Source organism: Pseudomonas sp. HTZ2, assembly GCF_033173945.1.
GTDB classification, from domain to species: Bacteria; Pseudomonadota; Gammaproteobacteria; order Pseudomonadales; family Pseudomonadaceae; genus Aquipseudomonas; species Aquipseudomonas guariconensis.
Genome location: NZ_CP137332.1, coordinates 747656 through 770951, shown reverse-complemented (window position 1 = coordinate 770951; position 23296 = coordinate 747656). Strand labels below are relative to the sequence as shown.

The window sequence follows — 23296 nt, the reverse complement described above, 5'->3', positions numbered from 1 at the left end:
GAATGCTCAGGCGCCCTAGGCTACCAGTCCATCCGCGCGGGCACCCGAGAAAAATGGCTATGACGCGGATAGACGGACGCGACAGAAAGTCGCGTGCGAAGGTCAGCCGCGGTGTCGCGATTCGACGGCTTGGCGCAGGGTGTCGATCAAGCTCTGAATGCGGGCATGCTGCATTTTCATGGAGGCTTTGTTGACCACCAGGCGCGAGCTGATGGTTGCGATCAGCTCCTGGGGTTCCAGACCGTTGGCACGCAGCGTGTTGCCGGTGTCGACCACGTCGATGATCTTGTCGGCCAGGCCGATCAGAGGTGCCAGCTCCATGGAACCGTACAGCTTGATGATGTCGACCTGACGGCCCTGCTCGGCGTAATAGCGCTTGGCTACATTGACGAACTTGGTAGCCACGCGCAGACGCCCCTTGGGTTCCGGCGCGCCAACCGCCCCGGCGGTCATCAGCTTGCAGCGGGCAATCTGCAGGTCCAGCGGCTCGTACAGACCCTGACCGCCGTATTCCATCAACACGTCCTTGCCGGCCACACCGAGGTCAGCGGCCCCATGCTCGACATAAGTCGGCACGTCGGTGGCGCGCACGATCAGCAGGCGCACATCGTCCTGGGTCGTCGGGATGATCAGCTTGCGGCTCTTGTCCGGATTCTCGGTCGGCACGATACCGGCCTCGGCCAGCAATGGCAGGGTATCGTCGAGGATTCGGCCCTTGGATAGCGCGATGGTCAACATGGGAAACGTCGGTCCTTAAGCGGCTACAGCCGACCGGGCAAGCGCCCGGCCGCGTGGAATTCGGTGGCGCATCCCTGCGCCGAACAGACTAGCCCGGTACGCGGCGGATCTTCGCCCCGAGCACCTGCAGTTTTTCCTCGATGCACTCGTAACCACGGTCGATGTGGTAGATGCGGTCGATCAGGGTATCGCCCTCGGCGACCAAGGCCGACAGCACCAGGCTGGCCGAAGCCCGCAGGTCCGTAGCCATGACCGGTGCACCCTTGAGCGCCTTGACCCCAGTCACGATGGCGGTGTTGCCTTCGACCTGGATCTGCGCACCCATGCGGTGCATTTCATAGACGTGCATGAAGCGGTTTTCGAAGATGGTCTCGATCACCGCGCCAGTGCCTTCGGCGATGGCGTTGAGCGAGATGAACTGCGCCTGCATGTCGGTCGGGAAGGCCGGGTACGGAGCAGTACGCAGGTTGACGGCCTTCGGTCGCTTGCCGTGCATGTCCAGCTCGATCCAGTCTTCGCCGGCGGTGACTTCAGCACCCGCTTCCTTGAGTTTTTCCAGTACGGCTTCAAGGATGGTCGGATCGGTGTCCTTGACCTTCACGCGACCGCCGGTGACGGCAGCGGCGACCAGGTAGGTGCCGGTCTCGATACGGTCGGGCATCACGCGGTAGGTGGCCGAGTGCAGGCGTTCGACGCCATCGATGGTGATGGTGTCGGTGCCGGCGCCTTGGATCTTGGCGCCCATCGCGATCAGGAAGTTGGCCAGGTCGACCACTTCAGGCTCGCGGGCGGCGTTCTGCAGCACACTGCGGCCCTTGGCCAGGGCAGCAGCCATCATGATGTTCTCGGTACCGGTCACGCTGACGGTGTCGAAGAAGAAGTGCGCACCACGCAGGCCGCCTTCAGGCGCCTTGGCCTTGATGTAGCCACCTTCGACTTCGATCTTCGCACCCATGGCCTCGAGACCGCGGATGTGCAGGTCTACAGGGCGCGAACCGATGGCGCAACCGCCAGGCAGCGCGACTTCAGCTTCACCGAAACGGGCGACCATCGGGCCGAGCACGAGGATCGAGGCACGCATGGTCTTGACCAGCTCGTAGGGCGCAACCAGGGTCTTGATGGTGCGCGGGTCGATCTCCACCGAGAGCTTCTCGTCGATCACAGGCTCGATGCCCATGCGGCCGAACAGCTCGATCATGGTGGTGATGTCGTGCAGGTGTGGCAGGTTGCCTACGGTGACCGGGCCGTCAGCCAGCAGGGTCGCCGAAAGAATTGGCAGGGCGGCGTTCTTCGCCCCGGAAATGCGGATCTCGCCGTCGAGGCGCGCGCCGCCAGTGATAATCAGTTTGTCCATTGCAATCTCGCCGCCAACGTTGGCTCAGGTGCGCTCAGCCCAGGCTGCGCTGCTGAAAAATTTCATGGTTACCGCATGGATGCTGCCATCGGCGATCCACGGATTCAGGTGAGCATAGATCGCCTGCTGGCGCTTGACCGGGCTCTGGCCGGCCAGCTCGTCGCTGATCACGTTCAACTGGAAGTTGCAGCCTTCGCCCTCAACTTCGACCCGGGTTCCCGGCAATTTCTCTTCAAGGAAGCTTTTAACTTCTACGGCCTGCATGCTCAACCTCAATCGGCGCCCAGTGCGCGCGGGTCGGCCATCATACAAAAAAGCCCCTCGCCTGCGAAGCCCATGGTGGGGTGCGCTGACCGAGGGGCTATCCCTTAGTGGCGAACCATCAGCCCGCCAACACTTCATCGAGGTCATAAACCCCGGCGATTTCCCGCATGTCATCAGGCATGCCACGCAGTTCCCAGCCCTTGCCTGCGGCCTGGGCATCACGGATGAAGCCCAGCAGCAGGGAGAGGCCGACACTGCTGGACTTGGCCACCGACGAGCAATCGAACACCAGCCTAGACTCACGACAAGCCGCGATCAGCGCCTTGCCCTCCTTGCGCAGGGCCGGACCGCTGCGGTAGTCCAGAACCCCGGCCAGGCGCAGGACGCCCGGCTCGGTCATGCTCACGCCAGCTTCGCTCATTTCACTTCCTTGTCTGGCGAATTGTCGGCCGCTTCCTTGGCCTTGGCCACCTCGCCGGCCCAGCCGTCGATGGTCTTGTCCAGATTGTTGCCATTGCGCTGCATGGCATCTGCGAACTGATCGCGGAACAGCTTGCCGATGTTGATGCCATTGACGATCACGTTACGTACCTTCCACTCGTCACCGAGCTTTTGCAGGGTGTACTGGACCGGATAAACCGCACCGTTGTTGCCGGTGACCTTCATGCCCACGCTGGCGCGATCGCCATTTTCAGTCTTGGCCGGATCGACGGTGATGCCTTGGTTGTTGTACTCCAGCAGTGCGTTGCCATAGAACTGCATCAGGCTACGCTTGAAGTTTTCCTGGAAACGCTGCATCTGCTCGGGCGTGGCCTTGCGCGAATACTTCACGGTCATGATGCTCTTGGAGATGCCATCGGCATCGACCACTGGGCCGAGAATACGATTGAGCGCATCGTAGAAGGCCTGAGGGTTGGTCTTGTACTGTTCCTTATTGGCCTTGAGGTCGCTCAACAGGGCATCGGTGGTGCCTTGCACCACGTCACGTGGGGTTTGCCCAGGTGCCGCCAGGGCCAGCAGAGGGAAGGCCGCCAATAGGACCAGCAGGCCGCGTCGCAGGATCGAGATCATGGAAACTCCTTAATTAGCGGGTTGGGCTTCTTTGGGTTCCTTGCCAACGGAATTGAGCAGGAACTTGCCAATCAGATCTTCCAGCACCAGTGCCGACTGGGTGTCATGGATGGTAGAGCCATCCTTGAGCACGTCTTCTTCACCACCCACGCTGATGCCGATGTACTTCTCGCCGAGCAATCCGGCGGTCAGGATAGAAGCAGTGGAGTCGGTCGGCAGATTGTCGACGCTTTTGTCCAGCTGCAGGGTCACCCGACCGGTGTAGGAGTCGCGATCCAGATCGATGGCCGTGACCTTGCCGATGGTCACACCGGCCATGGTCACTTTAGCTCTGACCGTCAAACCAGCGATATTGTCGAAGTACGCATAAACTTTATAGGTGTCGCTGCTGGGGCTTGCGGACAAACCACTGACGCGCAAGGCCAGCAGCAGCAACGCCAGGATCCCGGCCAGCAGGAACAGGCCGACACCGATTTCCAGGGTGCGGTTTTGCATCAGAAATCTCCAAACATCAAGGCGGTCAGAATAAAGTCCAGACCCAGGACTGCCAACGAGGCATAGACCACGGTCTTGGTGGTGGCACGGCTGATCCCTTCCGAAGTGGGTTCGCAGTCATACCCCTGGAACACGGCGATCCAGGTCACGACGAAGGCGAACACAACGCTTTTGATCAACCCGTTGAGCACGTCGTCGGTGAAGGAAACACTGTTTTGCATGTTGGCCCAGAACGAGCCCTCGTAGACGCCCAGCCAATCCACGGCCACCCAGGATCCGCCCCAGATACCGACCACACTGAAGATCAGCGCCAGCATCGGCAGCGAGATGAAACCGGCCCACAGACGCGGGGCGACGATGTACTTGAGTGGGTCGACACCGATCATCTCCAGACTGGACAGTTGTTCGGTCGACTTCATGTTGCCGATTTCGGCGGTCAGGGCCGAGCCCGCGCGCCCTGCGAACAGCAAGGCAGTCACAACCGGCCCGAGCTCACGCAGCAAGGTCAGGGCGATCATCTGGCCAACGGCCTGCTCCGATCCGTACTTGGTGAGAATGCTGTAGCCCTGCAGCGACAGCACCATGCCGATGAACACGCCGGAAACCACGATGATCGCCAGCGACAGTACACCTACCGAATAAAGCTGCTTGACCAGCAACTGGAAGCCGCCACCGATGCCTCCGCGCCCACCCATGGCGTGCCCGAGGAACAGGCAGGAGCGGCCGAGCACAGCCAGGACGTCGATGGCCGAGCGGCCGAACAAACGAATGCGTTCGAGTATGGATTTTCTGCGCATCACCGCGCCCCCAGCAGATCGGCGCGATAGTCAGGCGCAGGAAAGTGAAATGGCACCGGGCCATCCGGATCGCCCTTCATGAACTGGCGGATACGCGGATTATCCGACCCCATCAGCTCGTCGGGCGTGCCCTGCCCCAGCACCTGGCCATCACCGACCACATAGATGTAGTCAGCGATGCTCGCGGTCTCGGCCAGGTCATGGGAGACCACGATACTGGTGATCCCAAGGGCGTCGTTGAGCAGCCGGATCAGGCGCACGAGCACCCCCATGGCGATGGGATCCTGACCGACGAAAGGTTCGTCGTACATGAGGATCTGTGGATCCAGCGCGATCGCCCGAGCCAGCGCCACCCGGCGCTTCATGCCACCGGACAGCTCGTCCGGCATCAGGTCGATAGCCCCGCGCAGGCCCACGGCCTGCAGCTTCATCAGAACGATGTCGCGGATCATCTCGTCCGACAATTGGGTGTGCACCCGCAACGGGAATGCAACGTTCTCGAAAACGTCGAGATCGGTGAACAAGGCACCGCTCTGGAACAGAACGCCCATCTGCTTGCGCGCATCGAACAGGTCGCTGCGCGACAGGCTCGGCAGGTTCTGCCCGGCGACCCAAACCTCGCCGCTGGAGGGACGCAACTGCGCGCCCATCAGGCGCAACAGGGTTGTCTTGCCGCACCCGGAAGGCCCCATGATGCCGGTGACCTTACCCCGTGGGATGCGTATGTCGACATTGCTGAAAATGCTGCGCGAACCGCGCTTGAAGGTAACCCCCTTCAACTCGACCGCGTAGGCGCTATCCACACTCATCTAGACTCCTTGCGATGCAGCCTCGTCTGCAATGGACGCCTACCCTCTTCATGAAGGCACACGCGTCCCTGCCGGGCGCAATAGCGGCGAACTATAGCACCGCTGCAATGCCGCCCCCAAGGCCATTGCAGGGGCTGTTCAGGCCCGCGACAGCAACCCAGGCAAACGAAAGATGAGGGTTTCGCACATTGCCGTTATAATCGGCACCTTTTTTACCAGACATTGCTTTCCGACATGAGCCAATCCAGCGAGCTGATCCAATCCGCCCAGCGCACCCTGCGCCTGGAACTCGAAGCCGTAGAGGGCCTGCTGCCCCGCATCGACGGCAATTTCGTCAAAGCTTGTGAGCTGATTCTGAACAGCAAAGGCAGAGTCGTCGTGCTCGGCATGGGCAAGTCGGGCCATATCGGCAACAAGATCGCCGCGACCCTCGCCAGCACCGGCACCCCAGCGTTTTTCGTGCACCCGGCCGAGGCCAGCCACGGCGACATGGGCATGATCACCCGCGACGATGTCATCCTGGCACTGTCCAACTCAGGCAGCACCGCCGAGATCGTTACCCTGCTGCCATTGATCAAGCGCCTGGGCATCCAGATGATCAGCCTCACTGGCAACCCGGACTCTCCCCTGGCCCAGGCCGCCGAGGTCAACCTCGATGCCAGCGTCGCCCAGGAGGCCTGCCCGCTCAATCTTGCGCCCACCTCCTCCACCACTGCCGCGCTGGTGCTGGGTGACGCCCTGGCCATCGCCCTGCTCGAGGCACGCGGGTTCACGGCCGAAGACTTCGCTTTCTCCCATCCGGGAGGCGCGCTGGGTCGCCGCCTGCTGCTGAAGGTGGAAAACGTCATGCACACCGGCGAAGCACTGCCGATCGTGCCGCGTGGCACCCTGCTCAAGGACGCCCTGGTAGAGATGTCGCGCAAGAGTTTGGTAGGCATGACCGTGGTCCTGGAGGCCGACGGCCGTCTGGCCGGGGTGTTCACCGACGGCGACCTGCGCCGCGCCCTGGAGCGCAACATCGATGTGCACAAGACCATCATCGACCAGGTGATGACCGTCCACGGCAAAACCGCACGCGCCGAGATGCTCGCCGCCGAGGCCTTGCGCATCATGGAAGACAACAAGATCAACGCGCTGGTGGTGGTCGACCAGAACGACCGCCCCACCGGCGCCTTGAACATGCATGACCTGCTGCGCGCAGGCGTGATGTGATGGAGTGCAATGCAATGAACCCGGATCTTCTGCAACGCGGCAAGGCCATCAAGCTGGCCGTGTTCGATGTCGATGGCGTGCTGACCGACGGACGTCTGTATTTCCTTGAAGACGGCAGCGAGTTCAAGACCTTCAACACCCTGGATGGCCACGGCATCAAGATGCTCATGGCTTCGGGCGTGACCACAGCGATCATCAGCGGGCGCAAGACCCCGGTGGTCGAGCGCCGAGCAAAAAACCTCGGCATCCCGCACCTGTTCCAAGGCCGCGAGGACAAACTGGTAGTGCTCGACAGCCTGCTCGCCGAACTGGGCCTAAGCTATGAACAGGTCGCCTACTTGGGCGATGACCTGCCAGACCTGCCGGTGATCCGCCGCGTAGGCCTTGGCATGGCGGTGGCAAGCGCCGCCCCGTTCGTTCGCCAGCACGCCCATGGCGTGACCCAGGCCCGCGGCGGCGAAGGTGCCGCACGCGAGTTCTGTGAACTGATCATGCAGGCCCAGGGCACCCTGGACGCTGCCAACGCCAACTACCTCTAAGGCCAGACATGTTCAGCAAGAAAGCCAGGAATATCGTGCTGCTCGGTGCGATCGCCGCACTGCTGGTGGCCGTCGGCTACTGGAACATCAGCCCCGAGAGTTTCCTCGAAAAGCCGGTGGCCCAGGTCGATGAGAATGCCATCGACTACTATGCGATCAATGCCCACAGCGTGCAGTACCTGCCTGATGGCAAGGTGCAATACGAAATGACCGCCGACAAGGTGGAGCACCTCAAGTCCAGCGAGATCACCCTGGTGACCACGCCGGACCTGCACATGTACCGGGGCACCCAGTATCCCTGGCACGTGCAGAGCGTGCGCGCCGAGGTCAACCCGGATGGCAGCGAGGTCGAGCTGATCGACAAGGTCCGGGTTGCCCGCACCGATGAAAAGCAGCGCGAAACGATCATCACCACCACCCGCATGACCGTCTTCCCGCAGAAGCAATATGCGCAGACCGAGCAAGCCGTTAGAATCGACGGCGCCGGTGGGACGACTACGGGCAAAGGAATGAAAGCGTATTTGAAAGACGGCAGGATGGACCTGCTGTCCAACGTAAGAGGACAGTATGAGGCTCGTTAACACCCTCCCCTTTTTGCTCAGCCTGAGCGCGGCACTGGGAAGCGCGAGCGCCTTGGCCCTGCCGAACGATCGTGACCAGCCTATCCGCATCCAGGCTGACAACGCTCACCTGGACGACAAGCAAGGCGTCGCCACCTACACCGGCGACGTGATCATCACCCAGGGTTCGATGATGATCAAAGGCAACACCGTGACCATCACCCGTGCCGCCTCCGGCGATATCGACGTGGTCACCTCGGTGGGCAACCTGGCCTACTTCGAGCAACAGCAGAGCGCCGCCAAACCCGACAAGATGAAAGGCTGGGGCGTGACCATCCAGTACCAGGCGCAAAAGGACATGGTGATCCTCACCGACCGCGCCAAGGTCGAGAACGAAGGCAACACCACCGAAGGCGAGAAGATCGTCTACAACACCAAGACCCAGGTGGCTACCGCCGGTCGTGGTGGCAATGTGACTTCACCACGTCAGCGTATCGACATGGTGATCCAGCCGAAGAAGAAGGCCGAGTAAATGGCAACCCTCAAAGCCCAGCACTTGGCCAAGAGCTACAAGAGCCGCCAGGTTGTCCGCGACGTCAGCCTGTCGATCGACAGCGGTCAGATCGTCGGCCTGCTCGGCCCCAACGGCGCCGGCAAGACCACCTGCTTCTACATGATCGTTGGCCTGGTCCGCGCCGACCAGGGACGCGTACTGATCGACAACCTGGACGTCAGCCACCAGCCCATGCACGGTCGCGCCCGCGCCGGCATCGGCTATCTGCCCCAGGAAGCCTCGATCTTCCGCAAGCTGTCGGTGGCCGACAACATCATGGCCATCCTCGAGACCCGCAAGGAGCTCGACCGTGACGGCCGCAGAAAGGAGCTGGAAAGCCTTCTGCAGGAATTCCACATCAGCCACATCCGCGACAACCTTGGCATGAGCCTCTCCGGTGGCGAACGCCGCCGGGTCGAGATCGCCCGCGCCCTGGCCACCGCACCGAAGTTCATCCTGCTGGACGAACCTTTCGCTGGTGTAGACCCGATCTCCGTTGGCGATATCAAACAGATCATCCACCACCTCAAGGCCAAGGGCATCGGGGTGCTGATCACCGACCACAACGTACGTGAAACCCTTGATATCTGTGAAACCGCCTACATCGTCAATGATGGTCAGCTGATCGCCGAGGGCGACGCCGAGACCATCCTGGCCAACGATTTGGTCAAGGAGGTTTACCTGGGCCACGAGTTCCGACTTTAAAGGCCCGGAGTCTGCTTGGAGCACTGAAGGAAGTGACACAGTGCTCTAGGCAAACGCTACAATTTCAGGCATATAACTTGCTTAAAATTGGCGCCTCGGCGCCCTACGTGTAGTGGATGGCGCATGCGCGCCGGCGAACAAGGTATTAAGCCCCAGCCATGAAACCATCGCTCGTCCTAAAAATGGGCCAGCAACTGACGATGCCCCCGCAGTTGCAACAGGCCATCCGTCTGCTCCAGCTATCCACCCTGGACCTGCAACAAGAAATCCAGGAAGCGCTGGAGTCCAATCCGATGCTCGAACGTCAGGAAGACGGCGACGACTTCGACAACAGCGACCCGATGGCCGACAACGCCGAAAGCAAGCCGGCTGCCGAAGCCCAAGAGAGCAGCTTCCAGGAAAGCACCAGCAGTGCCGAGAACCTGGAGGAAGGCGAATGGAACGAGCGCATCCCCAACGAATTACCCGTGGACACTGCCTGGGAAGACATCTACCAGACCAGTGCCAGCAACCTGCCCGCCAGCGATGACGACGAGTGGGACTTCACCACCCGCACTTCCGTCGGCGAAAGCCTGCAGAGCCATCTTCTGTGGCAACTCAACCTGGCGCCGATGTCCGACACCGACCGGCTGATCGCCGTGACCCTGATCGACAGCATCAACGAACAGGGTTACCTGGAGGACAGCCTCGAAGAAATCTGCGCAGGCTTCGACCCCGAACTGGATATCGAGCTCGACGAAGTCGAAGCGGTACTGCACCGCATCCAGCAATTCGAACCCGCAGGCATTGGCGCCCGCAGCCTTGGCGAGTGCCTGCTGCTGCAGCTACGTCAGCTTCCGGCGAACACCCCCTGGATGGCTGAGGCGCAGCGCCTGGTCACTGATTTCATCGACTTGCTCGGCAGCCGCGACTACAGCCAGCTGATGCGTCGCATGAAGATCAAGGAGGACGAGCTGCGCCAGGTCATCGAACTGGTGCAGAGCCTGAACCCGCGCCCTGGTTCGCAGATCGAGTCCAGCGAGCCCGAGTACGTGGTTCCCGACGTCATCGTGCGCAAGGACAGCGACCGCTGGCTGGTCGAACTGAACCAGGAAGCGATACCACGCCTGCGGGTCAACCCGCAGTATGCCGGCTTCGTCCGCCGCGCCGATACCAGCGCCGACAACACCTTCATGCGCAACCAGTTGCAAGAAGCGCGCTGGTTCATCAAGAGCCTGCAAAGTCGCAACGAGACGCTGATGAAGGTCGCCACCCAGATCGTCGAGCACCAGCGAGGCTTCCTGGACCATGGTGACGAGGCGATGAAGCCGCTGGTACTGCACGATATCGCCGAAGCGGTAGGCATGCACGAATCGACCATTTCCCGGGTCACCACGCAGAAATACATGCATACCCCGCGCGGTATCTACGAACTGAAATACTTTTTCTCGAGCCATGTAAGCACCTCCGAAGGCGGTGAATGCTCGTCTACGGCGATCCGCGCGATCATCAAGAAACTGGTTGCGGCGGAAAATCAGAAAAAGCCATTGAGTGACAGCAAGATCGCTGGTTTACTGGAGGCACAAGGCATCCAGGTAGCCCGTCGCACCGTCGCCAAGTACCGCGAGTCCCTCGGCATCGCACCGTCGAGTGAGCGCAAGCGACTGATGTAGCCCCTGGAAGAGCCATAGCGTTTCAGTGGCAGGTGCAATACCTGCCCTTTATGCACGGGCAACAAAGGAGAAGCTGTATGCAAGTCAACATCAGTGGACAGCATGTAGAAGTCACTCAACCACTGCGCGAGTATGTCCTTGAAAAGCTCGCCCGCGTGGAGGGGCATTTCGACAAGATCACCAACGTGACGGTGATCATGAAGGTCGAAAAACTGCAGCAGAAGGTGGAGGCCACACTCCAGATTCCCGGCGGTGAAGTGGTCGCCAATGCCGAACACCAAGACATGTATGCAGCGATCGACGCCCTGGCTGACAAGCTCGACCGCCAACTGAAAAAACATAAGGAAAAACAGCAAAGCCTGCTGCAAGGTGCAGCCGCCCGCTGATCCCTCTCATCCATGATCCGACTTGAAACCATCCTGACCCCCGGCCGTTCCCTCGTGAACGTGCCGGGCGGCAGTAAAAAGCGCGTGCTCCAGGAAATCGCCACCCTGATCGCCAGGGAAGTGCCCGAACTGGAGATGGAAGACGTATTCGAAAAACTGGTTGGCCGTGAAAAGCTCGGATCCACCGGTTTCGGCAACGGCATCGCCATCCCCCATTGTCGCCTCGAAGGCTGCACCGCTCCGGTCAGCGCCCTGCTGCACCTGGATGCCCCCATCGACTATGACGCCATCGATGGCGCGCCGGTGGATCTGCTGTTCGTCCTGCTTGTGCCAGAAGCCGCCACCGACGCCCACCTTGAACTGCTGCGCCAGATTGCCAGCATGCTCGATCGCAAGGAGGTCCGCGATCGCCTGCGTGCCGCCAACAGCAGCGAGGCCCTGTACCAGGTAGTCCTGGACGCACAGAACGAGCACTGAACATGCGCCTGATCATCGTCAGCGGCCGGTCTGGCTCCGGCAAAAGCACCGCCCTCGACGTGCTGGAAGACAACGGTTATTACTGCATCGACAACCTACCCGCCGGGCTATTGCCGCAGTTGGCAGAAAACGCGTTGATCAATACCGAACTGCTGCAACCCAAGGTGGCTGTCTCCATCGACGCGCGCAACCTGCCCAGTCACCTGACGCGCTTCCCCGAACTGCTTGAGGGCGCGCGAGCCCAGCATATCCAGTGCGACGTGCTGTATCTGGATGCCGACGAGGAGACCCTGCTCAAGCGCTTCTCCGAAACGCGTCGTCGACACCCGCTGACCAACGCCAATCGCTCCCTCGCCGAAGCGATCCGTGTCGAAAGCGAACTGCTGGGCCCGATCGCCGATCTGGCCGATCTCAAGATCGACACCACCAACCTCAACCTTTACCAGTTGCGCGACTCGATCAAGCTGCGTCTGCTCAATCAGCCCGAGCCAGGCACAGCGTTTCTGGTGGAGTCCTTTGGCTTCAAGCGCGGCATGCCCGTGGATGCCGATCTGGTGTTCGATGTCCGTTGCCTGCCTAATCCGTATTGGAAGCCCGAGCTACGCGAACACTCCGGGCTGGAGCAGCCGGTAATCGACTACCTGGCCGCCCAACCGGATGTCGAAGAGATGTTCCAGGACATCTCCAGTTATCTGCTCAAATGGCTGCCTCGATTCGCCGCCAGCAATCGCGCCTATGTCACCATCGCGATTGGCTGCACAGGCGGTCACCACCGTTCTGTCTACCTGACCGAGCGCCTGGGCCAACTTTTGCAACCCACCCTGAAAAACGTCCAGGTCCGCCATCGCGACCTCTAGCCCACAGGATCCGCACCCCAATGCCCGCCCGCGAAATCACCATCATCAACAAGCTGGGGCTCCACGCCCGGGCGGCAGCCAAGTTCGTTGGCGTAGCCGGGCGCTTCCCCTGCCAGGTCAGGGTGGGGCGTGCGCCGGACAAAATGGTGGATGGCAAGAGCATCATGGCAGTGATGATGCTCGCCGCGGGCAAGGGCACCCAGGTGCACCTGATGACCGAGGGAGAACAGGACAATGAGGCCATGGACGCCTTGGTCGAGTTGATCAACAACTATTTCGACGAAGGCGAGTAATCCGCCGCGAAGGGCTCAAATCGAGCCGACCTGGCTGACCTTGCCGCGTAGCCGTACCGGCTCAGATCCAATTCTGGGATGGCAACATCCCCCACACAGAACAAAAGCAAAGGGCCGCTATGCGGCCCTGAGTTTCAATCGTCCCGCCTGCTGGCAGGTATCAGCTCCCCGCCACCGTCATCCGCTCGATCAGCACCGAGCCGCTATGAATATTGCTCCGGGTTTCGATATCACTGCCGATCGCTACGATCTGCTGGAACATGTCCTTCATGTTGCCGGCGATCGTCACCTCCTGGACGGGGAACTGGATCTCGCCATTCTCTACCCAGAAGCCCGCCGCGCCGCGGGAGTAATCCCCCGTCACCATGTTGAGGCCGTGCCCCATCAGTTCGGTTACCAGCAAGCCACGCCCCATGCGGCGGATCAGTGCGGCCTGGTCCTCCACCCCATGGGTGACGAACAGGTTATGCACACCACCAGCGTTGGCAGTACTTGGCAGTCCCAGCTTGCGTCCGGAATAGGTGCCCAGCAGGTAGGAGACCAGCTCGCCTTTTTCCACGAATGGCTTTGCATAGGTTGCCAGGCCATCGCCGTCGAAAGCTGCGCTTCCCAGGGCTCGCGGCAAGTGGGGACGTTCATCGAGCGTCAGCCAGGTGGGGAACAGACGCTGGCCGATAGCGCCATCAAGGAAGGAGGATTTACGGTACAGATTGCCGCCGGAGATGGCCGACAGGAAGCTGCCGAACAACCCGCCGGCCAGTTCCGCGGAAAACAGCACGGGCACCTCGCAGGTCGGCACCGGACGAGCACCCAGGCGGCTGGCTGCACGCTGTGCGGCGCGCTGCCCGATGCTACGCGGGTCGGCCAGCAATTGGCCCTGGCGATTGACGTCGTACCAGTAGTCACGCTGCATCTGTCCTTCGCCTTCGGCGATCATCACGCAGCTCAGGCTATGGCGCGTGGAGGCATAACCGCCGATGAAACCGTGGCTGTTGCCATAGACTCGGCAGCCTTGGTGGGTATTCAGGGTCGTGCCATCGGCATTGAGGATGCGCGGGTCGGCATCGAAGGCTGCGGCCTCACAGGCCAATGCCATCTCGACGGCCTTTTCCGGCTCCAGGGCCCAATCATGGTAGAGGTCGAGATCAGGGATCTCGCGGGCCATCAGCGCCGCATCGGCCAGGCCTGCGCATTCATCCTCGGAGGTGTGCTGGGCAATGGCCAGCGCAGCCGCCACAGTCTCGCGAATCGCGTCCGGGCCGCTGGCCGATGTACTGGCCGAGCCTTTGCGCTGGCCAACATAAAGGGTGATACCAAAACCTTGATCGCGGTTGAACTCGACCGTCTCGACCTCACGTTGACGCACCGTGGTGGACAAGCCCTGCTCCAGCGACACCGCAACTTCGCAGGCGCTGGCGCCCTGGCGACGTGCTTCGGCGATGATCGCCTCGACCTGTTCCTGCAACGCCGGCAGGTCCTTGGGGCCTACGCTCTGGACTGCACTCATGGTTCTCTCCACTCGAAATTCTGCGTACGGCTAGGGTCATTCTACGACCGGGCCGGACAAGCGGCCCCCGACTGGTTATCATGGCGGCGATTTCTAGCGGACTGCCACCATGGTTGATTCTTACGACGACGCCTTCGACGGCGAAAAAAGCAAAACCCAGATCAAGCGCGAGCTGCATGCGCTGGTCGAGCTCGGAGAGCGCCTCACCACGCTCAAGGCCGATACCCTGGCTCGCCTGCCCCTGACCGACGAGCTGCGCCGGGCACTGGCCGAAGCCCACAAGCACACTGCTCATGGTGCTCGCAAACGCCATATGTCGTTCGTCGGCAAGCTGATGCGCGATCAGGACATCGATGCCATCCATGCCCTGCTCGAACAAATCGACAGCTCGAGCCGCCAGTACAACGAACGTTTCCATAACCTGGAGCGTTGGCGCGATCGCCTGGTCGATGGCAATGACGAAGACCTCGAGCGCTTCGTCAACGAGTATCCCGACACCGACCGCCAGCACCTGCGCTCGCTGATCCGTCATGCCCAGCACGAGAAGGCCCGGAACAAACCGCCGGCCGCCGCGCGCAAGGTCTTCAAATACATACGCGACCTCGACGAGACCCAACGGGGCCTGCGCTGAGGTCCTCGTCCCGGGGCTGACATGCAACCCCGGTGAAATCCCAAAGGACCGCAATGCGGTCCTTTACCCTTGTCACGCGCCTGTACCACCCACGGTGATCGCGTCCAGTTTCAGGGTCGGTTGGCCAACGCCTACCGGCACCGATTGCCCATCCTTGCCGCACGTCCCGACGCCGCTGTCCAAAGCCAGGTCGTTGCCGACCATCGAAACCCGGCTCATCGCCTCCGGACCATTGCCGATCAGGGTCGCACCCTTGACCGGCGCTGTGATCTTGCCATCCTCGATGAGGTAGGCCTCGCTGGTCGAGAACACGAACTTGCCGCTGGTGATATCAACCTGGCCACCACCGAGGTTGGCGCAGTAGATACCCTTTTTCACCGAGGCGATGATTTCCTGTGGGTCGCTGTCACCGGCGCGCATGTAGGTGTTGGTCATGCGCGGCATCGGCAGGTGGGCATAGGATTCGCGCCGTCCGTTGCCGGTGACCGCCATGCCCATCAGGCGTGCATTGAGCTTGTCTTGCATGTAGCCCTTGAGAATGCCGTTCTCGATCAACGTGGTGCACTCGGTCGGGGTCCCCTCGTCGTCCACGCTCAGCGAACCACGGCGCCCCTCGAGCGTGCCGTCGTCGACGATGGTGCACAGCGTCGAGGCCACCTGCTCGCCAATGCGCCCGCTGTAGGCCGAACTGCCCTTGCGGTTGAAGTCCCCTTCCAGGCCATGGCCCACCGCTTCATGCAGCAGTACGCCGGACCAGCCCGGGCCGAGGACCACCGGCAAGGTACCTGCCGGGGCCGGCTTGGCTTCGAGGTTGACCAGCGCCTGGCGAAGCGCCTCCCGGGCATACCCCATGACCCGCTCCTCGGTGAAATAGCGGTAGTCGGTACGCCCGCCTCCGCCTTGGCCACCGCGCTCGCGGCGACCGTTCTGCTCGACGATCACACTGACGTTGAAGCGCACCAGCGGGCGAACATCAGCTGCCAGGCTGCCATCGACCGCGGCCACCAGGATCCGTTCCCAGACCCCGGCCATGCTCACGGTGACCTGCTGGATACGTGGATCCAGAGCGCGAGTGGCCGCATCCACGCGCTTGAGCAGCTCGACTTTTTCGGCGCGACTGAGCACGTCCAGCGGATTGTCTGGAGCGTACAGGGCCACCACATCCTGGCTGCGGAAGGCCTGTACGCGGCCTTCCTGCCCAGCGCGTGAAATCGATCTCGCGGCACGGGCCGCCGAGGTAAGGGCCTCGAGGTTAATGGCATTACTGTAGGCGAAGCCGGTCTTCTCACCGGACTGAGCACGCACGCCCACGCCTTGGTCAAGGTTGAAACTGCCTTCCTTGACGATGCCGTCCTCCAGCGCCCAGGTCTCTGAAATCTGCCCCTGGAAGTACAGGTCGGCTGCATCGATACCGGGCCCCGCCAACTCGCCAAGCACAGCCTGCAGGCTGTCCAGGGTCAGTCCGCCCGGGGCCAGCAGCTGTTCGCTGACGGTGGATAACATCTGGCTCATAGTCACTCCGAGGTGTGCGCAGGCCGCAAGGCGTCCTGCGAGAAAAAGCGCCGGTGCAAGGCAACCGGCATTCGCGTCCGGATGGACGCCTGTTCTGCGCTGTCGCGCTCGGCCAGCAATACGCCTTCGCCGCGCGCCTGTTCGGCGATGATCCGTCCCCAAGGGTCGATGATCGCCGCATGACCATGGGTTTCCCGTGGTCCCGGATGAGTGCCGCCCTGGGCTGCCGCCAATAGGTAGCACTGGGTTTCGATCGCCCTCGCACGAATCAGCACTTCCCAATGGGCCGCGCCGGTCACAGCGGTGAAGGCCGCCGGAGCGCTGATCAGTTCCGCACCGGCCTCGCGCAAGGCGCTGTACAGCTCGGGAAAGCGCAAGTCGTAGCACACCGTGAGACCCAGACGACCGACCGGCGTATCGGCGACCACCACCTGGCTGCCGTGGGCATAGTCATCGGACTCACGATAGCGCCCGCGGCTGTCAGCCACATCCACATCGAACAAGTGCAGCTTGTCGTAACGCGCCGCGACCTCACCGTCCTCGTCGATCAGCAAAGAGCAGGCATGGGCCTTTGCATCTGGCTGGTCGGCAGGCGGCAATGGCAGGGTGCCGGCCACAATCCATAACCTGAGGTCGCGGGCCGTGCGTTTCAACCAGGGCAGGATCGGGCCCTGACCAAGGGCTTCGGCGTGGCCGATCGCCGCCGCATCGCGCCGCCCCATGGCGGCGAAGTTCTCCGGCAGCACCGCCAGCCGGGCGCCGCCGTCGGCAGCCTGCTCCAACAGAGCCCTGGCGCGCTGCAGGTTGGCCAGCACATCGTCCTGGCTGACCATCTGGATGACCGCTGACTTCATTAGCGTTTCTCGAAAGGTTTCACAAAGGTCATTCTAGGCTCTTTCCAGGGCCCCTCGATGCGGTAGTTCACGCTGGCAAAGCGCGACACACGATCACCGATCAGCCGGTCCACCAGGAACAGGGCGCCACCGACAGCCGGTGCGCCGACGATCAAGGCGGCTAGCGGCAGGTTGTTGGTGACCGGCAAGGTCACCTGCAGGTTTGCATCGACGCGATCGCTCACCAGGTCCAACGTGCCATCGAGTTCGAAGTTGCTCGAGGGGCCTTTGATAGTGATCGGCTCGCGGGTCACATACACCCCCTGGCTTGCTACCAGCAAGCCCTTGACCCGGTCGTAGGCCAGGCCTTTGTCGAACAGATCGGAGAAGTCCAGGCGTAGACGCCGACCAATGGAGTTGAAGTTGAGCAGGCCGAATACCCGCAGTGCCTGGGCACTGCCTTCGACTTCGACGAACTGACCGGAGCGCAAGGCGGCATCCAGGCTTCCGGAGAAACGCTTGAGCGCCACCCACGCCGGCGAGCCAGGCCAGCGACCATCCACGTCGAGGCGGAAATCACGGCTGGTGGCGGTGGGCGCGAAGCCCCACGCCTTGAGTACATCGGCCAGGTTCTTGCCCTCCAGGCGGCCTTTGTACCAGCTGCCGGTACTCCCTGGCTCGCCTTCCCAGCCACCGCTTCCATCGATACGCAGGCCTTTAAGGTCCAGGTCGACGTCATCGAAAATCATGCCGCGCGGTGTAGGGCGCAGTTTGACCGCCAGGCTACCGAACAGATCATCTCCGCGGTACAGCTTGTCGATCGTCACATCCAGGGCCGGCACCTTGCGCGGGTCGAAATCCGCGAGCGGGTCCGGCGCATCCTCAGGCTGCTTGCCCGCAGGATCCCCAGGCGGCAGGCGCAAGGTTTGCAATCTGACGACAATCGGCGCCGACTTGGCATCGGGAAGGCGCGCGTTGCCAATGACCTCCCGGCTGTCCAGACGCGCGTCCCAGGCACCACTGCCACGGGCCAGACGCACGACCGCCTGGTTCAGATCGAGGCCAAACGCCTTGAGCTGGCCAATGCTCAAGTCCACGCCCTGCAGGTTCTGCCGGGCATTGCCGCCTGGATCTTGACCTGCGAAGCGCTCCATTTGCGCTTGCCAGGGTGCAATATCCAGCGATTCGATCCGCCCCCGCACCCGCAGGCCCTGGCCAGACGGCAGTTGTGCGGTGCCACCGCCCAGCAGCAGCTCCCCGCGCCCCTGGGCCAGCGTGGCGGCTGGTGCAGCATAGGCGAAGCGGGCAAGCTCACCGTAGCTGGCATCGATACGCCGTTCAGGCCCTTTGAGCGTCATGCTGAAACGGCTGTCGCGGGTGTCCTGAGAGGCCTTGCCGAATGGGGCAGGCAGATCGATTGCCAGGCCTTTGAGCGAGGAGTTGACGCTCAGCCGGTTATCGCGACTGCCCAGGTTGATTTGTAACTGGAAGGGGAGATCGCCTGATGCGGGCAGCGGCTGGGTGAATTTCAGCCAGTCGGTCAGTGCCTTGAGGGGCATCTGGCCACTGGCATCGATGCGGGTCTGGATCTGACCGGGCTTGCCCTCAGCGAAAATCTGCGCGGTGACCGGTTTGCCGAAGGCCTGCAAGGTGATGCTCTTGCCACTTAGGCCTTTGTCCAGATCAAAACTGAAGTCGCCTTTCAAACGGTTCAACTCCAGGCTCGGCGGGGCGACCTTCAGGCGCGCATCGGCGGTGGCGAAATCGACCTGCACCTTGGGGTGCTCGCCATGGGCCAGGGGAATATCGAGCTTGACCTTACCCTTGAGCGGCCCTTCGCCCTCCCAACCGGCAAACATCTCGCCAGTGCCGATCGGAGCCTCTTGGAGAATCTTCAAGCCATCGCTCAGACGACCATCGAAATCCCCATCAAGGTACAGATGGCTGTGCTCGCCAGCCGCCACATGAGGGATATCGACGCTGACATCCCTGACCTGGGTGTCGAGCAGTTGGCCATGCCGGGCCTTGATGCGCACGCCGCTGTCCTCGATCAGCACATCGCCATCGACCTGCTGCACCTGCGGCCAGCCGGGCTGGAAGTCCAGCGCCGCATCGTGCACCTTGAAGAACAGGCTGATGCTCCGCGCTTCGGGCGATGCGCCATGGTTCAGCGAGCCTTGATACTGGAAATAGCCTTCATCGACGTTGCCTTTGACGATAGCGCTGCGCAGCCACTCGTCCAGGGCAGGACTGAGCACCTCGGGCAGGTACTTGGCAGTGTAGCGCCCGTCACCTTCGGTCAGGCCGACGCGCAAATCCATGTAATCCTCCCGGCCTTCCTCGAACAACAAGCGGATGAGGAAGTCAGCGGCAATCTTGCCTTCTTCACCCAGCACCTTGATGTAAGGGGCGATCAGGGTGAAGCCTTCCTGGTCCAGGCGCCAGGTGAGCCGTGCGTTGGCCTTCTGGTAGTGCCAGGGTTTGGCGAAGATGGGATACAGATGCAACATGAAGGCGTCGGTATCCAGGCGCAGTTCGCCTTTGCCCAGGTCGCCGCTGATGCTACCGCTCACGTTACCGGCTGCCGGGGCGCCGTGATAGGCATCGAAGCCGACCTTCTCGAGGTTGGCGGCGAACTGCAGGCGCTGGTCTCCCTCGGCCTTGGGGCGCACGTCCAGGCGCACATTGCGCAGCGCTCCGGTGACCTTTAGGGCGTCTACCACGGCCATGAGTTTTTCCGGCAACGGCGCCAGCCCTTGGACCAGCGGCGTGAGCGGCGTCAGGTCAAGCCGGTCGGCCTGGATCTGCCAGCTTTCCTGGTTCGCCTCCTGGCCGACCTGCTGCTTGAGCTGTACATGGGTTTCCCAACGCTGCTTGCCGATGCTGACGGCCAACGAATCGACCACACCTTCGAAACCGTCCTTGCCGCGCTGGAGCCAGGCGGTCAAAGCCAGGTTATCGAGGGTCACCGCTTTGCGCTCGCTGTAGGCACCGCGCAGCTGCGGCGCATTGAGCCGCACTACCGCCCGTTGCAACTGGCCCCGCCCCCAATCGACCCAGAATTCTCCCCCCGCCCGCAAGGTACGAGCCTTCCACTGCCCCAACAGACGTGGCGGCAGCCAGCGGGCCCAATCGCTTTGCGGCAGGCTCAGGTAGGCTTCGAATTCACCGTCGCGCCAGGCCTTGGCATTGGCGCGGCTATGCACATTGATGGCCATGGGCTGACCATCCGGCAATGTCGCGCGAAGATCCAGAGCCTGGCGGGACGCACCGGCCTGCAAACCCAGGCTCACATAGGTGAGGGTCAGAGGATCGCGTTGCCAGGGATGGAGGGTCACCTGACTGTCGAAGACATCGACCCTGCCCAGTTGTCGCAAGCGTTGCAGGACCTGGGCGGGGTCCAAAGGCGTATCGTCCTTGCGGGGCAGCCCTTCGAGCGCCCATGCGCCCTGTTCGTCCTCACGCAGGATCAGTTGCAGACCGCCCAGCTGGATACGCGCCAGACGCAGTTCGCGCGCTTTGAGGCTGGCCCACAGGTCAGGAACGGCCTTGACTTCATCCAGGCGCAATGCCGAGGCGCCCTCGCCCACTTGCAGGTCGCGCACCCGCAGCACCGGTGCCAGGCCACTCCAGCGTCCCTCGAGGGCACCGACATGCACCGGCAGCCCCAAGGCTTGCTCGGCCTTGCTTTCTACTTCGGCACGGTATTCGGCCACCAAGGGGACCAGTTCCCGACCGAGGCTGACGTACAGCGCCACCAGCACCGCCAGCAGGGCGCAGAATCCCAGCCCCCAGCGGGTCAAGGCGCCTAGAACGTGGGTCAGACGTCCCATGGCCATGGCCCTCCAAGTCGTGCCTTAACTATGGCCCGGTACCGTGGCTTTGCCAGCACGCCCGACCGCATAAAGGTTTCAGAACGAGTCAGAGCAGCACCACATCGTATTGTTCCTGCGAGTACATGGATTCGACCTGGAAGCGAATGGTCCGACCGATGAAAGCCTCCAGTTCGGCAACGTTGCCGGACTCCTCGTCCAGCAGGCGATCGACGACTTTCTGATTGGCCAGAACCCGGTAACCCTCGGCCTGGTATGCCCGGGCCTCACGGAGGATCTCCCGGAAAATTTCGTAACACACGGTCTCGGGCGTCTTCAGCTTGCCGCGCCCCTGGCACGCGATGCAGGGCTCGCACAGCACTTGCTCGAGGCTTTCACGGGTGCGCTTGCGGGTCATCTGAACCAAGCCCAGCTCAGTGATGCCGATGATGTTGGTCTTGGCGTGATCCCGCTCGAGCTGCTTCTCCAGGGTGCGCAGCACCTGGCGCTGATGCTCCTCGTCCTCCATGTCGATGAAGTCGATGATGATGATCCCGCCGATGTTGCGCAGGCGCAGTTGTCTGGCAATGGCAGTAGCCGCTTCGAGATTGGTCTTGAAGATGGTCTCTTCGAGGTTGCGATGGCCGACGAAGGCACCGGTGTTGACATCGATCGTGGTCATCGCCTCGGCAGGATCGACCACCAGATAGCCACCGGACTTGAGCGGCACCTTGCGCTCCAGGGCGCGCTGGATCTCGTCCTCGACGCCATACAAGTCGAAGATCGGCCGCTCGCCCGGATAGTGTTCGAGGCGGTCGGCGATCTCAGGCATCAGTTCGGCGACGAACTGCGTGGTTTTCTGGAAGGTTTCTCGAGAATCGATGCGGATCTTCTCAATCTTCGGATTGACCAGGTCGCGCAGGGTGCGCAAGGCCAGTCCCAGATCCTCGTAGATGACCAACGGGGCACCGCAAGTCTGGATCTGGCTGCCGATCTGCTCCCACAAGCGACGCAGGTAACGGATGTCCTGGAGGATTTCGTCGGTGCGGGCGCCCTCGGCGGCGGTACGCAGGATGAAGCCACCAGCGTCCTTGATGTCTTCTTTTTCCACGCAATCGCTGACCACTTGCTTGAGGCGCTCGCGCTCGGCCTCATCCTCGATTTTCAGGGAAATACCCACGTGGCTGCTGCGTGGCATGTATACCAGGTAGCGCGACGGGATCGACAACTGGGTGGTCAGGCGGGCGCCCTTGGTGCCGATCGGATCCTTCGTCACCTGGACCACCAGCGCCTGGCCTTCATGGACCAAGGCGGTGATGTTCTCCACCGCCGAACCTTCACGTTGGGAGATTTCCGAGGCGTGGATGAAGGCAGCGCGTTCCAAGCCTATGTCGACGAAAGCCGCCTGCATGCCGGGCAGGACGCGTACCACTTTGCCTTTGTAGATGTTGCCGACAATGCCCCGACGCTGTGTGCGCTCGACGTGGACCTCTTGCAGGACACCGTTTTCCACCACTGCCACACGTGATTCCATCGGGGTGATGTTGATCAGGATCTCTTCACTCATGGCAGGCTCTCGTCAAAGGTGTTCGGTAATGATGGATCGCGGTCGAGTAGCTGGCTAGCGCGGCGCTGGAACCTCGTGCTGTTGCCAGCAGGCAATCGCGAACTGCCCGAGCAGATCGGCGGTTTCGCTCAAAGGCAGGCCGACCACGGCCGAGTAGCTGCCGGTAAGACCGGTGACGAAGACCGCACCAAGGCCCTGGATGGCATAGCCACCGGCCTTGTCCTGCGGTTCGCCACTGGCCCAATAGCGCTCGGCCTCGCTTGCGCCGATCGCACGGAAACGCACGGTGCTCGCCACGCAGGCGCTCAGGCACCGCTGGCCATCGGTCAAGGCGACGGCGGTGAGCACCTGGTGCTCGCGATCGGAAAGTTCGGCCAGCATGGCCAGGGAATGTTCACGGTTTTCGGGCTTGCCGAGGATGCGGCCATCGAGCACCACGGCGGTGTCGGCCCCCAACACCACCCCAGCGCCTTGAACCTGGGCGAGGCCTGCAGCCGCCTTGGCCCGGGCCAGACGCTCGACATAATCGGCAGCGCCTTCGCCTGGTAGCGGAGTTTCATCGATGGGGGCAGCGACCAGGGTGAACGGGACGCCTATCTGAGCCAGCAGTTCACGACGGCGTGGCGAGCCTGAGGCCAGGTACAGCGGGGTCATGTCGACATCTCCCTGTCA

25 protein-coding genes are annotated in these 23296 nt (G+C 62.1%); 11 read left to right on the top strand and 14 right to left on the bottom strand.

Annotation, left to right across the window (positions count from 1 at the left end):
- Positions 1 to 102: 102 nt before the first annotated feature.
- The 8 genes from hisG to R6G97_RS03690 form a co-directional block, all read right to left on the bottom strand.
- Positions 103 to 738, bottom strand: a complete 636-nt coding sequence (hisG, locus tag R6G97_RS03725) for an ATP phosphoribosyltransferase (protein WP_043213301.1) — start codon at positions 736 to 738, stop codon at positions 103 to 105.
- A gap of 88 nt (positions 739 to 826) precedes the next feature.
- Positions 827 to 2092 (bottom strand): UDP-N-acetylglucosamine 1-carboxyvinyltransferase, encoded by a 1266-nt coding sequence (gene murA, locus R6G97_RS03720; RefSeq protein WP_317847826.1) that lies wholly within the window; start codon positions 2090 to 2092, stop codon positions 827 to 829.
- Positions 2093 to 2116: 24 nt separating this feature from the next.
- The gene (locus R6G97_RS03715) at positions 2117 to 2356 is read right to left on the bottom strand and encodes a BolA family protein (RefSeq protein WP_029613593.1); all 240 of its coding nucleotides are present in this window, start codon (positions 2354 to 2356) and stop codon (positions 2117 to 2119) included.
- A 118-nt stretch (positions 2357 to 2474) separates the two neighbouring features.
- Entirely contained in the window at positions 2475 to 2777 is a 303-nt protein-coding gene (locus R6G97_RS03710; RefSeq protein ID WP_043213294.1) for an STAS domain-containing protein, read from the bottom strand.
- Positions 2774 to 3427 carry an MlaC/ttg2D family ABC transporter substrate-binding protein gene (locus tag R6G97_RS03705; RefSeq protein ID WP_043213291.1) on the bottom strand — a complete coding sequence of 218 codons (654 nt, stop codon included), beginning with the start codon at positions 3425 to 3427 and terminating at the stop codon, positions 2774 to 2776. The genes R6G97_RS03710 and R6G97_RS03705 overlap by 4 nt, the downstream gene beginning before the upstream one ends.
- A 9-nt stretch (positions 3428 to 3436) precedes the next feature.
- Entirely contained in the window at positions 3437 to 3922 is a 486-nt protein-coding gene (mlaD, locus tag R6G97_RS03700; protein WP_009683030.1) for an outer membrane lipid asymmetry maintenance protein MlaD, read from the bottom strand.
- Entirely contained in the window at positions 3922 to 4719 is a 798-nt protein-coding gene (gene mlaE / locus R6G97_RS03695) for a lipid asymmetry maintenance ABC transporter permease subunit MlaE (RefSeq protein WP_043213287.1), read from the bottom strand. Before mlaE ends, mlaD begins: the two co-directional genes overlap by 1 nt.
- Positions 4719 to 5528, bottom strand: a complete 810-nt coding sequence (locus R6G97_RS03690; protein WP_043213285.1) for an ATP-binding cassette domain-containing protein — start codon at positions 5526 to 5528, stop codon at positions 4719 to 4721. The genes mlaE and R6G97_RS03690 overlap by 1 nt, the downstream gene beginning before the upstream one ends.
- A gap of 234 nt (positions 5529 to 5762) precedes the next feature.
- On the opposite strand from R6G97_RS03690, the gene R6G97_RS03685 reads away from it, so the two are divergent.
- The 10 genes from R6G97_RS03685 to R6G97_RS03640 all read left to right on the top strand — a co-directional run bounded on the left by R6G97_RS03685 (position 5763) and on the right by R6G97_RS03640 (position 12762).
- Positions 5763 to 6740 carry a KpsF/GutQ family sugar-phosphate isomerase gene (locus tag R6G97_RS03685; RefSeq protein ID WP_043213283.1) on the top strand — a complete coding sequence of 326 codons (978 nt, stop codon included), beginning with the start codon at positions 5763 to 5765 and terminating at the stop codon, positions 6738 to 6740.
- Between the two features lie 14 nt (positions 6741 to 6754).
- Complete coding sequence (locus R6G97_RS03680; protein ID WP_043213281.1) at positions 6755 to 7279, top strand: KdsC family phosphatase; 525 nt, start codon at positions 6755 to 6757, stop codon at positions 7277 to 7279.
- 8 nt (positions 7280 to 7287) lie between these two features.
- Complete coding sequence (gene lptC, locus R6G97_RS03675) at positions 7288 to 7860, top strand: LPS export ABC transporter periplasmic protein LptC (RefSeq protein WP_043213277.1); 573 nt, start codon at positions 7288 to 7290, stop codon at positions 7858 to 7860.
- Complete coding sequence (gene lptA, locus R6G97_RS03670; RefSeq protein ID WP_043213272.1) at positions 7847 to 8371, top strand: lipopolysaccharide transport periplasmic protein LptA; 525 nt, start codon at positions 7847 to 7849, stop codon at positions 8369 to 8371. Before lptC ends, lptA begins: the two co-directional genes overlap by 14 nt.
- Entirely contained in the window at positions 8372 to 9097 is a 726-nt protein-coding gene (gene lptB, locus R6G97_RS03665) for an LPS export ABC transporter ATP-binding protein (RefSeq protein WP_043213270.1), read from the top strand.
- Positions 9098 to 9255: 158 nt separating this feature from the next.
- A complete protein-coding gene (locus R6G97_RS03660) occupies positions 9256 to 10749 on the top strand; it encodes an RNA polymerase factor sigma-54 (RefSeq protein WP_317847825.1) in 1494 nt (497 codons plus the stop codon).
- A gap of 77 nt (positions 10750 to 10826) precedes the next feature.
- Positions 10827 to 11135 (top strand): ribosome hibernation-promoting factor, HPF/YfiA family, encoded by a 309-nt coding sequence (gene hpf / locus R6G97_RS03655; protein ID WP_043213265.1) that lies wholly within the window; start codon positions 10827 to 10829, stop codon positions 11133 to 11135.
- 12 nt (positions 11136 to 11147) lie between these two features.
- The gene (gene ptsN / locus R6G97_RS03650; RefSeq protein WP_043213263.1) at positions 11148 to 11612 is read left to right on the top strand and encodes a PTS IIA-like nitrogen regulatory protein PtsN; all 465 of its coding nucleotides are present in this window, start codon (positions 11148 to 11150) and stop codon (positions 11610 to 11612) included.
- A gap of 2 nt (positions 11613 to 11614) precedes the next feature.
- Positions 11615 to 12469: an RNase adapter RapZ gene (gene rapZ, locus R6G97_RS03645; RefSeq protein WP_043213260.1), complete on the top strand. Its 855-nt coding sequence runs from the start codon at positions 11615 to 11617 to the stop codon at positions 12467 to 12469.
- A gap of 20 nt (positions 12470 to 12489) precedes the next feature.
- Positions 12490 to 12762 carry an HPr family phosphocarrier protein gene (locus R6G97_RS03640; RefSeq protein WP_043213258.1) on the top strand — a complete coding sequence of 91 codons (273 nt, stop codon included), beginning with the start codon at positions 12490 to 12492 and terminating at the stop codon, positions 12760 to 12762.
- A 160-nt stretch (positions 12763 to 12922) separates the two neighbouring features.
- On the opposite strand, the gene pmbA is transcribed toward R6G97_RS03640, so the two are convergent.
- Complete coding sequence (gene pmbA / locus R6G97_RS03635; RefSeq protein ID WP_043213256.1) at positions 12923 to 14269, bottom strand: metalloprotease PmbA; 1347 nt, start codon at positions 14267 to 14269, stop codon at positions 12923 to 12925.
- Between the two features lie 109 nt (positions 14270 to 14378).
- Between pmbA and yjgA the strand changes: the two genes are divergently transcribed.
- A complete protein-coding gene (gene yjgA, locus R6G97_RS03630) occupies positions 14379 to 14900 on the top strand; it encodes a ribosome biogenesis factor YjgA (protein WP_043213253.1) in 522 nt (173 codons plus the stop codon).
- 72 nt (positions 14901 to 14972) lie between these two features.
- Here the strand turns inward: yjgA and tldD are convergent, their stop codons facing one another.
- From tldD to R6G97_RS03605, 5 genes are all read right to left on the bottom strand, one after another.
- Entirely contained in the window at positions 14973 to 16412 is a 1440-nt protein-coding gene (gene tldD / locus R6G97_RS03625) for a metalloprotease TldD (protein WP_043213252.1), read from the bottom strand.
- Between the two features lie 2 nt (positions 16413 to 16414).
- Positions 16415 to 17266, bottom strand: a complete 852-nt coding sequence (locus R6G97_RS03620; protein ID WP_090346610.1) for a carbon-nitrogen hydrolase family protein — start codon at positions 17264 to 17266, stop codon at positions 16415 to 16417.
- Positions 17266 to 21084 carry a YhdP family protein gene (locus tag R6G97_RS03615; protein ID WP_317847823.1) on the bottom strand — a complete coding sequence of 1273 codons (3819 nt, stop codon included), beginning with the start codon at positions 21082 to 21084 and terminating at the stop codon, positions 17266 to 17268. Before R6G97_RS03615 ends, R6G97_RS03620 begins: the two co-directional genes overlap by 1 nt.
- A gap of 82 nt (positions 21085 to 21166) precedes the next feature.
- Positions 21167 to 22624: a ribonuclease G gene (gene rng / locus R6G97_RS03610; RefSeq protein ID WP_043213244.1), complete on the bottom strand. Its 1458-nt coding sequence runs from the start codon at positions 22622 to 22624 to the stop codon at positions 21167 to 21169.
- A 54-nt stretch (positions 22625 to 22678) separates the two neighbouring features.
- Positions 22679 to 23278: a Maf family protein gene (locus tag R6G97_RS03605; protein ID WP_043213242.1), complete on the bottom strand. Its 600-nt coding sequence runs from the start codon at positions 23276 to 23278 to the stop codon at positions 22679 to 22681.
- Between the last annotated feature and the right edge of the window lie 18 nt (positions 23279 to 23296).